This is a genomic window from Rathayibacter tritici (genome assembly GCF_001641005.1).
Classification (GTDB): domain Bacteria; phylum Actinomycetota; class Actinomycetes; order Actinomycetales; family Microbacteriaceae; genus Rathayibacter; species Rathayibacter tritici.
The window spans coordinates 1,899,603-1,914,494 of record NZ_CP015515.1 but is presented as its reverse complement, the minus strand read 5'-3'; the positions used below and the strand labels follow the sequence as shown (position 1 = coordinate 1,914,494).

The following is a 14,892-nucleotide window of genomic DNA, read 5'->3' as shown; positions in this document are numbered from 1 at the left end:
GCGACGCCCGCCCGCGTCGTCGGGCCGCGTCGCCGGCCTCGGCCTCTCTGGCCGTATCGGCCTCTGCGGCCGCACCGACCGAGGCTCCCGCCCCACCGCGTCGGCGCCGCCTCAGCCGGTGAGGATCGTGCTGTCGCCGCGGGGTCCGACGACGACGCGCAGGCCGATCGGCAGCCGCTCGCGCATCGCATCGACGTGGCTGATCAGGCCGATCGTGCGGCCGCCGGAGCGCAGCGCGTCGAGCGTGCCGAGCGCCGTCTCCAGCGTCTCGGCATCGAGCGAGCCGAAGCCCTCGTCGATGAACATGGTCTCGAGCGAGATCCCGCCGGACTGCGCCGTCACCACGTCGGCCAGGCCGAGTGCGAGGGCCAGCGAGGCGAGGAAGGTCTCGCCGCCGGACAGCGAGGCGGGGTGCCGCCGGACGCCGGTGAAGGCGTCGAGCACGTCGATCCCGAGGCCGGAGGCAGCGCCGCGGTAGGCGAGCGAGTCGTCGTGAGCGAGGGCGTAGCGGCCACTGGTCATCGCGTCGAGGCGGAGGTTCGCGGCGGCGACGATCTCCTCCAGCCTGCCGGCGAGCGCGAAGGCCTCCAGATCCATCCTGCGGGTGTTCTGCCCGCGGCCCGAGACGGTCTCGGCCAGGGCGCGCAACTCCTCGTGGCGGCGGAGGCGTTCGTCGAGCGCGCCGAGGCGGCCCGCGGCCACTGCAGCGAGCTCGGCCAGGCGCGAGGAGCGGTGCTCTAGCACGGAGAGTCGAGCTCGCGCCTCGTCGCGGCGAGCGGAGGCGTCGCGCGAGTGCTCCTCCGCGGCGAAGACGTCGGCGGGCGTGCTGGGCAGTGCGCGGAGCTCGGGCTCGGCGAGTGTCGCCTCGGTGGTGTTGCGGCGCCGCTCGTGTTCGGCGACGGCCGCCTCAGCGCGGGCGCGGTCGCCGCTCGCCAGTGCGGCGGACTCGGCCTCCTCAGGCGTGGCGAAACCGCGCTCGGCCAGAACCTGGGCGAGCTCGGCTCGGGCAACGGCGGCGGCCTCGGCGCGGGCGCCCGCCGCCTCCTCGGCCTCGACCAGGGCGACGGCTCGGCGGCGCTGGGCACTGAGGTCGGCGACGCGCGCCGTGACGCTCTCCGCTCCGTCCCGCGAGATCTCGACCCGCTCCCGTAGCAGCCTCAGCGCCTCGGCGGCGAGGGCGGCCTCGCCGACACGGGCCTGATGCTCGATGCTGGCGGCGTCCCTGTCGCTCGTGATGGCGTCGATCCTGGAGCGCAGCCGGGTGCGCTCGTGCCGGAGCTCCGCCACGCGGGCGGCGGCAGCCCGGGCCGAGGCCAGACGCTCCTCGTCGGCCGAGCGGAGCGAGTCCAGGTCGGCATCGTCGCCGACTCGCTCGTCGAGCGCTGCCAGGGCGAGGGCGGCGATGCCCTCGCGCTCCCGGGCGGAGTCGAGGGCGGCGGAAGCGCGCTGGACCGCGGTGTGCGCGCGGTCCAGGTCGGCGGTACCGACCGTCGTCGGTCCGTCGTGATCGGCCGGGCGGGGGTGCTCCGGCGAGCCGCAGACCGGGCATGGCGCTCCCGGCTCCAGGCGCTCGGCCAGCTCGCCGGCGAATCCGGCGAACCGGCGCGCGATGAGGGCGGCCTGTTCGGCGGCGCGCTCGCCGTGCGCACGAGCGGCGTCGGCGTAGGCGGTCCGCAACCGGTGCAACTCCGCGGCGGCGAGGTCGCGCTCGTGGACCGCGGCGATCCTCCGTTCGACGGCGGCGAGCTCCTCGGCGCGGGCGGCAACGGCGGCGGCCTCGTCGGCGAGGGACTCCTCCTCTTCGGCGAGCGCATCCACTCGAGCGGGCAGCTCGCGCAGCTCCTCCTCCACACCGGCCAGGGTGTTCGCGGCCGTCTGCTCGGCGCGGGCGGTGCGCTCAGCGGCACGCTCCGCTTCGGGGAGCCTGCGTTCCTCGGCCAGCGCCTCGGTCAGCGCGCCCAGCACGGCGGCGAGGTGCTCGGCCGTCTCGGCGGCCGGCCCTGCGGCGGAGTCGCCGTAGGCCTCGGCCGCGAGCTCACGCTGTTGCAGCGCCGCCCGCTCCTTCTCGTCGGCGGCGCGGGCCGAACGGAGCAGCGGCAGCACTCCGTCGGCGCGGCGGGCGCGCTCGATCGCCGCCCGCTGGCGCTCGACGTGCGCCTCGGCGACCGCCAGCTCCTCCGCCTCGATCAGCGCGAGTCGGCGCCGCTCCTGCCCGCGGGCGATGCGACGGGCCTCGTCGAGAGCGGTGCTCGCCGCTGCCTGCACTGCGTCGGCGGTCGCGGCGTCGGACCGGGCCTCGTCGAGCGGGGCGGCGAGACGGGCCGGCAGCCCGGCGAACCAGGCCGCATCGGGAGTGGGCGGTTCTGCACCGTCGTCGATGAGCCGGGAGGCCTCGTCGGCGAGTGCGGTCACGGCCGCTCGCTCCTCCTCCAGCCCCACGGCGCTCGCATCGCGCTGCTCCAGCAGGCGCCGGCGGAGCAGATCGAAGCGTTCGGTCGCGAAGAGGGTGCGCAGGAGCCGCTGCCGGTCGTCGTTCTTCGCGAGCAGGAACTCGTGGAAGCGGTTTTGCGCCAGCAGGATCACCTGGAGGAACTGGTCCTTCGTCAGCCCGACGATGCGGCCGATGTCAGTGGCCACCTCCTTGGCGCTGGATGAGAGGCCGACCCACGAGGCGTCGATCTGCTCCAGCAGCTCGACCTTCGCGGGTTGAGTGGTCGTCCCCGGACCGCGACGCTTGGGCCGCGCATACTCGGGCGAGCGGCGCACCCGGTAGACGCGCCCCGCCGCCTCGAACTCCAGCTCGGCGAAGGTCTCGTCCTCGGGCCCGCTGTGGTCGCTCCGCAGGCGCGAGGCCGTGCCGTCGAAACGCGGGACCGAGCCGTAGAGCGCGAAAGCGATCGCGTCGAGGATCGTCGACTTGCCAGCGCCCGTGCGGCCGGCGATGAGGTAGACGCCCACGTCTTCGAGCCGGTCGAAGTCGATGCACTGCTCGGCGCGGAACGGACCGAGGCCGGCGAACGCGAGGCGGCGGATCCTCACCGCAGCGCCTCGGCGTCGACCGCTGCGAGAGCGTCGAGGGTGAGGGCGCGCTCGGCGGCGGTGGCGCCGTGGCCGTCGCGGACGTGGGCGAGGAAGTCGTCGACGACCTCGACGTCGCTCCGCCCGCGGGCCCGCTCGGCGTAGGCGGGCGGCTCGGCGGCGGCGTGCGGGGGCCGGTGCTCGAGCGTCGCGCAGCCCGGGAACCGCGACTGCAGGCGCGCCATCGCGTCGAGCGGGCGTACAGAATCCGTCAGTACCGCCGACACCCAGTCGCCCTCCACGTCGGCTAGGGAAGGATCGCGCAGCAGCTGCTCGAGCTCGCCCTCGATCACGCTCAGCCGCCGCGGCACCGGGAGCGGCGACCACTCAACGCCCGCCAGCCCCTCGGCTCCGATCGTCACCAGCCAGGCGCCGCGCGGCTTCGCGGCCTCGCCGAACGAGTAGTGCAGCGGCGCCCCGGAGTACCGCACGCTCGGCGTGAGTTCGGCCCGCCCGTGGATGTGCCCGAGCGCCGCGTAGTCGGCGGCGGCGAAGTGCTCGACCGAGACATAGTCGAGCCCGCCCGCCGTGATGTCGCGCTCGAGCACCGCGGGCGGGGCTCCGACGGCGAAGCAGTGCGCGAGCACGACCCAGGGCCGACCGGCGGCCTCAGCGGCGGCACGGACCCGGCGCATCGCGAAGGCGAGCACGTCCTCGTGGCGCCGCAGCGGCTCCTCCGGGTGCCGGTGGCGGTAGAGCGCCGGTTCGAGGAACGGGATGCCGTGCACGCCCACCTCGAGACCGGACCCATCGCGGAGCACAACCGGCTCGGCGTACGCCTCCGGATCGGTGAGCACGTGCACGCCCGCGGTGCGCAGCAGCCCAGCCTGGAAGCCGAGCCGGGCGGGGGAGTCGTGGTTGCCGCTGGTCAGCACGACGTCCGCCCCGGCCGCGCGGATCGCCTCGAGGGTGCGGGTGAGCAGCGTGTAGTGCTCGGCGGCGGGAACGGCGGAGTCGAAGACGTCTCCGGCGATCAGCACCGCGTCGACCTGCTCGGCGCTCACCGTCTCGACGAGGGCCTCAAGCACCGTCGCGAGCGCCGCCACGGTGGAGTGCCCGTGAAAGGTGCGGCCGATGTGCCAGTCGGAGGTGTGCAGCAGCTTCACGGTCGTCCTTTCTCTGCGTCGTCCGGGGAGCGACTCCAGGCTAGTGAGAGCCTCCGACACCGGTGGCGCACCGGACACCTGCCGTTCACCCCGGGGTGCACAATAGGGCGTCGGTCGAGCAGGAGGAGAAGGTCGTGAAGCTACCCCGCGTCCCCGCGACGATCCTCGGGCTGGGCTCGCGCACCCGCGCGGCCGCCGAGGACACCGCACCGATCCAGCGACTCCGCCCGGACGATGAGCCGACGCGCACCAGCACCGTCGACAACGCGATCTACCAGGACGGCCGCCGGGTGGTCTCGCCGGGCAGCATCCCGGAGGCGCTCGCCGCCCTGCAGAAGCTGCCCGACGCGATGGCATGGATCGGCCTGTACCGGCCGAACGCGGCCGAGCTGGCGGCGCTCGAGGACGAGTTCTCCATGCACCCGCTCGCCCTCGAGGACGCGATCAGCGCGCACCAGCGGCCCAAGCTCGAGCGCTACGGCAGCGACATGTTCGTGGTGCTGCGCGCCGCCAGCTACGCCGACCAGCGCGAGGAGGTCGACTTCGGCGAGCTGCACCTGTTCGTCGGCGCGAACTTCGTCGTCACGGTCCGCCACTCCGAGAAGCCCGACCTCTCGCTGGTGCGGCGGCGGATGGAGGCCGACCCGGAGCTGCTGCGCGTCGGCCCGGTCGCCGTGCTCTACGCGATCCTCGACGCCGTGGTGGATCAGTACTCGCCCGTCGTCGCGGGTCTTGAGAACGACATCGACGAGATTGAGGCGCAGGTCTTCGAGGGCGACCCCGCGGTGTCTCGCCGCATCTACGAGCTCAGCCAGGAAGTGCTCGACTTCCAGCGCGCGGTCGCTCCGCTGACCGGCATGCTCACCCGGCTCGTCACCGACTTCGAGGTGTTCCAGTCGGATGTGGAGCTGCGCCGCTACATCCGCGACGTCGCTGACCACGTCGCGCTGGTCACCGAGCGGGTCGACGGCTTCCGCACGACGCTCCGCGAGATCCTGGCCGTGAACGCGACCCTCGTCGCCCAGCGCCAGAACGAGGACATGAAGAAGCTGGCGGAGGTCGGCAACCAGCAGAACGACGAAGTCAAGCGGATCTCGGCGTGGGCGGCCATCTTCTTCGCGCCGACCATGATCTCGAGCATCTACGGCATGAACTTCGACGTGATGCCCGAGCTGCATGTCGCCTGGGGCTATCCGGCGTCGCTCGCGGCGATGGTCGTCTCCAGCGTGGTGCTGCACCGGCTCTTCAGGCGCTGGGGTTGGCTCTGAGCGCCCGGGCCGCCTGTTCGCCGTGCTGAAGGAGCACGCCACCGCTCGCCGCTTCGGCCTCGCGACCCGCCTCGTCGGCGAGCCCGACGTCCCGTTCCCCAGCACGGCCGCGGTCGCGCTCGACGACCAGGCCCAGTTCGACCCGATGGACGTCCTCCAAGCCGTCGCGTTCAAGCCGTCTAGCTCCGGGCCTCCACCGGACAGCCCGAACGACCTGACATTGCAGTTCCTCCGCTCGCCCCACTACACGGACTGGAAGTGGGAAAGTCTTGCCGGCACCGTCGACAAAGAATTCATCTCGTTCGTTCAGGCCAAGAGCCGCGAGCGTGTCTATCACACGGTCGGCCCCGATCTGTCCACAATGATGGCTGTCAATCACATGATTGCGGCGATGACCGGCGCTCGCTACTACGGCGTACCCACCGACACATCGGCCTCCAATGCGGGTGACTTCCTCGGATGGTCGGGTGACGTGACCCAGACTTTCGTCGACTACGCGAACTCACGTAACTCGGGCGAAGAACGTGATCCATACTCATTCTACCGGGCATGGATCGGCCGCCGAGGAAAATTTGATGCCGATGATCACCAGGCGGATATCGACGGCTACGAGCGTTATTCATAAGCATTTACCAGCCGAGTCGGTAAAGTTCGAGGCGGGTGACGGTGCGAATGAGGTTGGGAAGTTCTGTAAGACGTCCGCGATAGCCGGTCTTGAGGATTTTCCAGTTCTTCCAGTGCGCGATGCATCTTTCGACCGCCGAACGGATGGAGGAGATGTATCGGTTGGCTGTACGTGTGTTGTCATCATGTTGTCCGTGGTGAAATTTTTTCCGGGGAGTGACTGCGGTGGTTCCGACGTACGCTGGGTCCGCTATCCACTCGGCATTATCGAGAATCGGTTCCCATCCACACAGGCTGATGGTCGCTCGGTCGTGCCGAGCGCCGGGGGTCGGATCGGACACGCAAAGCAAGTTACCGTTCACGTCCGAGGCAACTTGCACGTTCAGCCCTTGACGGTGTCGCTTCCCGGAGTAGTTCGCTCTCCCCGTCACGGCGCGGTTCCCGGTGGGAACATCGGTGCCGTCGACCAGGACCACTCGGCCCTGGATAGCCGTCTTTAAACACACCCCCGACAAACAGCAGGCCTGCTCGATCAGCGGGACGATCCGCCGATATGCGCGAGAAATCGTGGGCTGCGACACACCGAACATATCCGCGATAGTCGCTTGGTTCACGTTCTGCCGCAATAAGATCAGGGTCATAACGACCTGCTCGCGAATGTTCAGCAGCACCGGGCGTCCCGAAACCTCACCCCTCCCCGCGACAATCTGCCATATCCGACAGATCAGCTCCGTCAATTGCTCCGCATCCAGGCCTGTAGTAGAGTCGTACCGCATCGGCTTCCCGTTCCGAAAATAGCGAGCTTTGGAACTTCTATTCTCCCGAATGGGAAGCCGATGCCTCGGAACGACACGCCCGAGTCAGACCTTATGAATAACGCTCTACGTTCTCGGCCTCCTCGCAAAGGGGAAGACGACATCGGTATCAGCGGCGATGCGGACGTACTGCACAGCGACTTCGGGCGGCTACCGGACGAAATACAAGCAGTTCTTCGACGGGCGGTTCGGTGGTAGCTATACCAATGCCTACAACGCCGCTGTGCACTGGTTGACGACCTAAAATTCAGGATTACTGGAAAATGACCCCTTCCAACGATCAGGCGACCGAAGCCGAGCACAATCTCGGTGATTTCGCGGTGCTCATCCTCGCCATCGTTGCGCTCCTCTGCGCGATCGGGCTGACAGCAACCGATTCTCCCCTTGTCGGCATAGCATTCGTCGTCCAGGTGCTGGTCCTGGTTATGGTCGGATGGCGTACGTTGCACGTTCAGACAAGGCAACGACGCATCATGTGGAGTCTCGCCACGCTGGTGATGATCGGAATACCAATCTGGACCGCGGCTGTACCCCTTGGCGTGCTGAACCTGATGCGGTCTGACAACCAGCAGCAGATCGTCGCATGCGGCCGAGCCGCGTCAGCCGACCGTCTCCACCAAAGGATTGGTGATGTTACCGACCAATTGCTGCCGCCCGCGTCCATGTGTCGAACAGTCGAAGGGAATGTCTATTTCCTCACGCCGGTTTCGCAAACCGTTATTCTGACTGTCGCATATGTGGTGTTGCACCTCGTGGTCGTCGGGCTTCTCTGGATTTCCTTTTTTGGGATACAAATACGCAAGCATGAGGCGCATGCAAAAGACCATTGATCGAGATGGATTCGCACGTGTCGATCACGAACTACTCGGCTGAGCCAGGGCGCCTCCCGGGCCGTCAGTCCTCGTCGGCTCCCGGCTCCGCGACGTCGTCACCGTCGGCGCCCGACGCGTCGCCGGTCGTGTGCAGGTCGGTGTCGCCCGGGATGCTGAAGTCGCTCAGCGGGTCGAGGGGCTTCGTCTTATCGGTGCTGTCGGTGCCGTCGGGTCCGTCGGTGTGCTCGCTCATGCCTGCCACCCTACGAGCGTCCGGCGAGGCGCTGCACCGCGGCGACCGGGATCGACAGCCACTCGGGCCGGTTGCGCGCCTCGTAGATCGCCTCGTAGACGGCCTTGTCGAGCTCGAAAGCGTCGAGTACCGCCCAGTGCGCGGTTACCGCATCGCCGGCTCGCTCGGTGTACCCATCGAGGAAGGCGGCACGACTCCGAGCCGACCAGGCCGCCCGGGAGGTGCCAGGCGCGGCCTGCTCCTGCGCCCCGGCCGCGTAGTCGAAGGAACGCAGCATCCCGGCGACGTCGCGCAGTGCCACATCCGGCAGTCGACGCTCGTGCATCGGCCGCAGCGGCTCGCCCTCGAAGTCCAGCAGCACCCAGCCGCGGCTGGGCACCGAGAGTACCTGGCCGAGGTGGTAGTCGCCGTGGATGCGCTGGAGCCGCGGCCACGGCGCGCCCTCGGCGGCCCGGAACACGGCCTCGATCGCCTCCGAGTCCTCGGCAATGACGGGGACCTCGGCCGACGCGATACGCAGCCGCCGGCGCATGGTCGCGACCATCCGCTCGACGACCTCGGACGTGGTGTCTTCGGTCGGCATGACCTCGGCGAGCGTCGCGTGCACCTCGGCGGTGGCCCGGCCCAGCTCGCGGGCGGGGCCGGTGAAGTCGGAGTCGGCGGCGACCGCTTCGAGAGCGACGCGCCAGGCGTCCTGCACGCCGGGGAGGAACTCCTGCGCGAAGGCGAGGTGGCCGAAGGCTCGACCCGTCTCCTCGCCCTCGTCGTCCCACTCGCCGGTCACATTGCCGATCACGGGTGGGACGAGGGCGCTGCCGGCGGCGTTGAGGGCCGACTGGACGGTCACGTCCGGGTTGTCGCCGTGGTGCAGGGCGCGGAAGACCTTCACGATCACCGGAGTCGCGGCGGATCCGTCGTCTGCGGTAGTGCGGATGATCACCGACGTGTTCGACTGCTCGCCGCTGAGCACCGTCGATGACGCGAACGCTCCGATCACGGCTCCCGGCTGCCGGTGGCCCTCGGCACCGGCACCACCCTGGGCGCCATCCGTGTCGGAGCGGCCGCCGTCGGCGATCATGCCGAGCAGGGCGCGCGCGAACGCCGGGTCGCGCGGCGCGTCGTACACCCAGCGCGCGTCGTCGGAGTAGACGAGGGCGTCCTCGAGTCCGGCCACGGGGGCCGGGTGCACCGTCACCGGCACCTGGTAGAGGACCGGGCTGGTTCCGGCCCGGTCGAGGAAGAGATGGTCCACCACCTCCGCGTCGCCGAGGTGCAGCGACCACGCGCCGCGGACCTCCAGCTCGGGTCGCCGCCCCTTACTCGCGTACCATCTCTGATCCGCCACCCATGCGGCGATCCGGTCGATCGACAAGCCTGCGCTCATGCTCTTCCCTCCGTCGGCACCCCGACCCTACTGGCCGCCGACAACGGGTGGAGGGGCTTGCGGCGAGCAGGTCGAGCCGACCAGATGACGCCGACCAGATCAGGCCGACCAGGTCACGCCAGGCCGAGCACGTCCAGCGTCCAGGCGTACTCGAAGGCGATCTCGCGCCAGCGCTCGTAGCGCCCGCTGACTCCGCCGTGCCCCGCCGTCATCTCGGTGCGCAGCAACGCGGGAGCACCGACCTCGCGCAGTCGCGCCACCCACTTCGCCGGCTCCACGTAGAGCACCCGGGTGTCGTTCAGGCTCGTCGTGGCGAGGATCCGCGGATACTGCACACCCTCCCGCACGTTCTCGTAGGGCGAGTACGACTTCATGTAGGCGTACACCTCGGCGTCGTGCAGCGGGTCGCCCCACTCGTCCCACTCGATCACCGTCAGCGGCAGCGACGGATCGAGGATCGACGTGAGCGCGTCGACGAACGGCACCTGTGCGAGGATCCCGGCGAACGCCTCCGGAGCGAGGTTGGCGACCGCGCCCATCAGCAGGCCGCCGGCGGATCCGCCCTGTGCGACCAGCCGCTCCGGAGTCGTGAACCCCGCGTCGACCAGGTGCCGGGCCGCCGAGACGAAGTCGGTGAAGGTCGTCCGCTTGGTCAGCGTCTTCCCGTTCTCGTACCAGGAGCGGCCCATCTCCCCGCCGCCGCGCACGTGGGCGATGGCGAAGACGACGCCGCGGTCCAGCAGCGAGAGGCGCGCGATCGAGAAGCCCGGGTCGATGCTCGCCTCGTAGGAGCCGTAGCCGTAGAGCAGGAGAGGCGCGGGCGCCGAGTCCGGGTCGGCGGCGTCGCGGCGCCAGACGAGCGAGAGCGGCACGCGCATACCGTCCTCGGCGACCGCCCACTCCCGCCGCTGCACGTAGAGCGCGGGATCGTACTCGCCGAGCACCGGCTGCTGCTTGAGGACCGTCCGCTCGCCGGTCGCGACGTCGAGCGCGAGCACGGTCGAAGGGGTGATGAAGGAGGTGTACGCGAGGCGGAGCGAGGTCTGCTCCCACTCCGGATTACCGGCGAGGCCCGCGTCGTAGAGCGGCTCGTCGAAGACGATCTCCTCGAGCCGTGCGTCGCCGCCGTCCTCGCGGAGCAGCCCGAGCCGGGTGGCTCCCTCGGAGCGGTAGGAGACGACGACGTGCCGGGCGAAGGCGTCGACGCCCTCGATCCGGCGACCCTCCTGGTGCGGCACGACGACGCGGCGCTCACGGGCGCGGGCATCGGCGTCGAGCGACAGGTCAGCCGGCTCCTCGACGATCTCGAAGTCGAGCGCACCGTCGTTGTGCACGATCAGGAGGCGGTCGCGCCCATCGACGACGGCGTGCTCCACCTCGTACTCCACGCCCTCGCGGCGCGGCCAGACCGAGCGGAAGGAGCCGGTCGGGTCCGACGCGTCCAGCAGCAGGCACTCGCTGGTGATCTTGCTGCCGATCTCGATGACGAGGAAGCGGCGGCTGCGGGTGAGCCCCACTCCGATCCAGTACCGCTCGTCGGGTTCGGCGAAGACGACCTCGTCGGGAGCCCCACTGCCGACCGCGTGGCGCCAGATGGTGTCGGGGCGCCACGACGCATCGACGGTCGGGTAGAAGACGAACCGCGCGTCGGCACCGAAGGTCGCACCGCCTCCCGTGCCCTCGATCACGTCGGGCAGGTCCTCGCCGGTCTGGAGGTCGCGGATGCGCAGGGTGTACCGCTCGTCGCCCTCGACGTCGGTGCCGAAGAGGAGGTAGCGGCCGTCGGCGGAGACGTCGAAACTGCCGAGCGAGAAGAAGTCGTGCCCCTCCGCCTGCGCGTTGCCGTCCAGAACGACCTGCTCGCCCACCAGCGGGCCGCCTTCGGCGATCGACGGCGGCGTCCAGTCGTCCGGCCCGGTGATCGGCGCGCGGCAGTGCACGGCGTACTGGCGGCCCTCGTAGGAGCGCGAGAAGTACCACCACGAGCCCTCACGCACGGGGACCGAGAGGTCGGTCTCCTTCGTACGGGAACGGATCTCCTCGAACAGGCGCTCGCGCAGCGGCGCCAGGGGAGCCAGCGTCGCCTCGGTATAGGCGTTCTCGGCCTCGAGGTGCGCGATCACCTCGGGGTTCTCCTTCTCGCGCAGCCACTCGTAGGGGTCGAGCACCACGTCGCCGTGATGACGGCGCTCGAGGGGGACACGGCGGGCGACGGGCGGAACGGGCACGGTCATCGCTCCAGCCTAGGGCGAGGGCGCGCCAGGCCGCCCCGGGTGCCCGTCGGGCCCCGCGCGTGACCACAATGGAGCCATGGCCAGCGGTGCGGAGAACAAGTCGGCGACATCCCCGGCGGGCGGCGCGCGGAGGGTGCAGACCGAGGTCGAGCGCACGTACGACGTGGACGCCGGCACTCGCCTCCCCGACCTCGTCGGCGCCGGGAGCGTGGCGACAGCGCGCGCGGAGCAGCCGGTGACGCTGCGCGCCGAGTACTTCGACACCGTCGACCGCGCGCTCTCCCGGGCGCGCATCACCCTGCGCCGTCGCGAGGGCGGAGCCGACCAGGGCTGGCACGTCAAACTGCCCGGCTCCTCCGGCCGCACCGAGATCCACACGGACCTCACGCCCTCGCGGACCGTGCCGTCCGCCGTCCGCGAGCCCGTACTCGGCCACGTCGGGCGGGCACCGCTCGAACCGCTGGCGCTGCTCGAGACCGTCCGCTCGATCACCCGCGCCGTCGACTCCCGGGGCAGGCAGCTCGCCGAGATTGCCGACGACCTCGTGTCCGCCCGCGACCAGCGCACCGGACGCGAGCGGCGCTGGCGCGAGTGGGAGGTCGAGCTGGTCGACGTTTCGGGGGAGGAGGGGGAGCGGATCCTCGACGCGATCGAGCAGCGCCTCCTCGCCGCGGGCGCCCGCCCGGCCGAGAGCGCCTCCAAGCTCGCGCGCGCGACGGGCGGCCCGATCGACGAGCCAGTCGCGGATCCGCGTGACGGCGGGGAGGCGGCGCTCGCCGCGGTCCGCACACTCCTGCGGGAGCTGCGCGCCGTCGACCCACGCGTGCGCCTCGAGGCCGATGACGCCCTGCACCGGATGCGCGTCCTCACCCGCCGACTCCGCTCCGTTCTCGCCGCCTCCCGCTCCGTGCTCGATCGCGCGGCCACCGACCCCGTGCGCGACGAGCTGCGCTGGCTCGGCGGCGTCCTGGGCGCCGCCCGCGATCAGGAGGTCCTCACCGCCCGGTTCCGCGCGTCCCTCGCCGCGGTCCAGGGCGCCCCGAGCGCCCCCTCCGCTCTGCTGGAGGAGATCGAGCGGAGGCACGCGGCAGCGCTGCGCCGCGTCGCCCGCACCCTGCGCGGCGGCCGCTACCTCGCGCTCCTCGCCTCGCTCGACGTCGTGCTCGCCGATCCGCCCCGCACCGCCAAGGCAAACTCGAGCGCGACGACGCTGGTGCGTCGCTCGGTCGCGAAGGAGCTCTCGCGGATCGCGGACGCCCGCGCGGCGATGTCGGGCGGCTCGCTCGAGGCCCGGCACGACCTGCGGAAGGCGGCGAAGCGACTCCGCTACACCGTTGAGGCCTGGCGTGCGGTCGTCCCCGAGGCCGTCGGTGCCCGCCGTCGCTCGTTCGCCGAGACGGCTGAGGAGCTCGCGGACGCCCTGGGGGAGGAGCGCGACGCGCTCGCTGCTCGCACGCTGATCCTCGACGAGACCGACCGCAGCGGCGAGGGCGCCTTCGCGCTCGGTGTCGTCGCGGCCGAGGAGCGGCATCGCGCCCGCCGGGCCGCGAAGGCCGCCGAGAAGGCGATGAGCCGTCTGGAGTCGCTGTCAAGCTGACGGCCCGGTCACACGCACGAAATCCACGGCGGATAATGTGAATCATGCCTTCCGTCCGTGCTCTTCCGTCACCACTCCTGCGCCCGCGCCACTTCGACCGCGACGATGTCGTGGTCCACGCCGGCCTGTTCTCGCTGGTGAACTCGAGTACGACGCCGCGCGCGGCCTGGACCGAGGACCTGATCGCGATCGGCGAGGTCCTCGACGCCGCCGAATTCCCCTACCGCCTCATCCGCGGCACCGACGGCTCGCCGTTCCTCGCGGTCGACCGCGTGCTCGGCGCCGAGCTGGCGACCCTGCTGGCTCGCGCGTTCGCCACCGAGCCCTTTTACGCGAAGACCGTCGACAAACGCGGAACCCCGCCGCAGCTGCTGGCCGAGGGAGTTCTCGCTCCGTACCCGCGCGCCGCCGTCTTCAAGCTGTTCCGTCCGCGCGTCTCCTCCACCGGATCGCTGCGCTACGGCGCCAGGAGCGGCGTCCGCCTGGAGCTGTGGAAGGTCGGCGAGGAGGAAATCATCACTCCCGCCGAGAACGCGCTGATGCGCAACAGCCTCCCCGTCGCCGAGGCAATCGACGCGCACGTTGAAGCGTACGGCCGCACCTGGCCGACCTTCGAGGGCATGTTCGAGCCGCTGGTGAGCGACATCCGCTTCGAGGTCGACATCGTCTTCTCGTGGGTGGACGGCACCGATCTCGAGTTCCAGCGCGCCCGCGCGGCCCGGATGTCCAGTTACGTGGTGGGCGAGGGCGACGACGCCCCCGCGCGCTTCCGCCAGATCGATGAGCTGAAGTACGCCCTGCGCAGCGTCTACATGTACGCGCCGTGGATCCGGCACATCTACATCGTCACCGACTCCCCGCGTCCGCGCTGGCTCGACGAGCACCCCGACGTGACGCTCGTGCGCAGCGAGGACCACTTCCGCGACCTCTCGGTGCTGCCCACCCACAACTCCCACGCGGTCGAAAGCCAGCTGCACCGCATCCCGGGCCTGGCCGAACACTTTCTCTACTCCAACGACGACATGTTCTTCGGGCGCCCGGTCGATCCGTCGATCTTCTTTTCGCCCGGAGGCATCACCAAGTTCATCGAGGCGACCACGCGCATCGGCATGGGCGATTCCAACGCCTCGCGCAGCGGCTTCGAGAACGCGGCCCGCGTCAACCGGCGCCTGCTGCGCGAGCGCTTCGGGGCAATGACGACGCGCCACCTCGAGCACGCCGCCACTCCGCTCCGCAAGAGCGTGATGGCCGAGCTGGAGACAGAGTTCGAGCCGGAGTTCACCGCAACCGCCGCCAGCCGCTTCCGCTCGGCGAGCGACGTCTCCGTCACGAACTCGCTCTACCACTACTACGCGCTGATGACCGGGCGGGCGGTCGTGCAGGAGAACGCCGCAGTGAAGTACGTCGACACGACGATGCACCAGGGCCTGAAAGACATGCGCAAGCTCCTGAAGAATCGCGGAGTCGACTTCTTCTGCCTCAACGACGGCAGCTTCCCCGAGATCTCGGCGGAGGCGCGCACCAAGGCCGTGATCGGCTTCCTCGAGGAGTACTACCCGATCCCGGCCCCCTGGGAGCGCGAGGACTGAGCGCGCGCCGCGCCGCGCGATGTGCAGGCCCTCGTCCGGTGTGCAGGCCTTCGTTCGATGTGCAGGCCCTCGTCCGATGTGCAGGGGATCTGGACCGCCGTGCCCTCTTCATGCGGACGAGAGCGCTCTCCG

The 14,892-nt window shown here is 70.5% G+C and carries 11 protein-coding genes; 5 read left to right on the top strand and 6 right to left on the bottom strand.

Annotated elements, in window-relative coordinates; all coding sequences use genetic code 11:
- Nucleotides 1-111: 111 nt before the first annotated feature.
- Together A6122_RS08740 and A6122_RS08735 are read right to left on the bottom strand one after the other, a co-directional pair.
- The gene (locus A6122_RS08740) at nt 112-3,039 is read right to left on the bottom strand and encodes an AAA family ATPase (protein WP_068253893.1); all 2,928 of its coding nucleotides are present in this window, start codon (nt 3,037-3,039) and stop codon (nt 112-114) included.
- Nucleotides 3,036-4,184, bottom strand: a complete 1,149-nt coding sequence (locus A6122_RS08735; protein ID WP_068253890.1) for an exonuclease SbcCD subunit D — start codon at nt 4,182-4,184, stop codon at nt 3,036-3,038. The genes A6122_RS08740 and A6122_RS08735 overlap by 4 nt, the downstream gene beginning before the upstream one ends.
- A 134-nt stretch (nt 4,185-4,318) precedes the next feature.
- Between A6122_RS08735 and A6122_RS08730 the strand changes: the two genes are divergently transcribed.
- The gene (locus A6122_RS08730; protein WP_084415906.1) at nt 4,319-5,452 is read left to right on the top strand and encodes a magnesium and cobalt transport protein CorA; all 1,134 of its coding nucleotides are present in this window, start codon (nt 4,319-4,321) and stop codon (nt 5,450-5,452) included.
- A 22-nt stretch (nt 5,453-5,474) separates the two neighbouring features.
- Complete coding sequence (locus A6122_RS08725) at nt 5,475-6,077, top strand: hypothetical protein (protein WP_068253887.1); 603 nt, start codon at nt 5,475-5,477, stop codon at nt 6,075-6,077.
- A gap of 4 nt (nt 6,078-6,081) precedes the next feature.
- On the opposite strand, the gene A6122_RS15760 is transcribed toward A6122_RS08725, so the two are convergent.
- The gene (locus tag A6122_RS15760; protein ID WP_084415905.1) at nt 6,082-6,852 is read right to left on the bottom strand and encodes a transposase family protein; all 771 of its coding nucleotides are present in this window, start codon (nt 6,850-6,852) and stop codon (nt 6,082-6,084) included.
- Between the two features lie 302 nt (nt 6,853-7,154).
- Between A6122_RS15760 and A6122_RS08720 the strand changes: the two genes are divergently transcribed.
- Nucleotides 7,155-7,721 carry a hypothetical protein gene (locus A6122_RS08720; RefSeq protein WP_068253884.1) on the top strand — a complete coding sequence of 189 codons (567 nt, stop codon included), beginning with the start codon at nt 7,155-7,157 and terminating at the stop codon, nt 7,719-7,721.
- 64 nt (nt 7,722-7,785) lie between these two features.
- Here the strand turns inward: A6122_RS08720 and A6122_RS08715 are convergent, their stop codons facing one another.
- The 3 genes from A6122_RS08715 to A6122_RS08705 all read right to left on the bottom strand — a co-directional run bounded on the left by A6122_RS08715 (nt 7,786) and on the right by A6122_RS08705 (nt 11,574).
- A complete protein-coding gene (locus tag A6122_RS08715) occupies nt 7,786-7,956 on the bottom strand; it encodes a hypothetical protein (RefSeq protein WP_157593794.1) in 171 nt (56 codons plus the stop codon).
- A 10-nt stretch (nt 7,957-7,966) separates the two neighbouring features.
- Nucleotides 7,967-9,340: a maltokinase N-terminal cap-like domain-containing protein gene (locus A6122_RS08710; protein WP_068253878.1), complete on the bottom strand. Its 1,374-nt coding sequence runs from the start codon at nt 9,338-9,340 to the stop codon at nt 7,967-7,969.
- A 113-nt stretch (nt 9,341-9,453) separates the two neighbouring features.
- Nucleotides 9,454-11,574 (bottom strand): S9 family peptidase, encoded by a 2,121-nt coding sequence (locus A6122_RS08705; protein ID WP_068253875.1) that lies wholly within the window; start codon nt 11,572-11,574, stop codon nt 9,454-9,456.
- Between the two features lie 76 nt (nt 11,575-11,650).
- Between A6122_RS08705 and A6122_RS08700 the strand changes: the two genes are divergently transcribed.
- A complete protein-coding gene (locus A6122_RS08700) occupies nt 11,651-13,171 on the top strand; it encodes a CYTH and CHAD domain-containing protein (RefSeq protein ID WP_084415904.1) in 1,521 nt (506 codons plus the stop codon).
- A 44-nt stretch (nt 13,172-13,215) separates the two neighbouring features.
- On the top strand, nt 13,216-14,760 hold the full coding sequence (locus A6122_RS08695) for a stealth family protein (protein ID WP_068253872.1): 1,545 nt from the start codon (nt 13,216-13,218) through the stop codon (nt 14,758-14,760).
- Nucleotides 14,761-14,892: the final 132 nt, after the last annotated feature.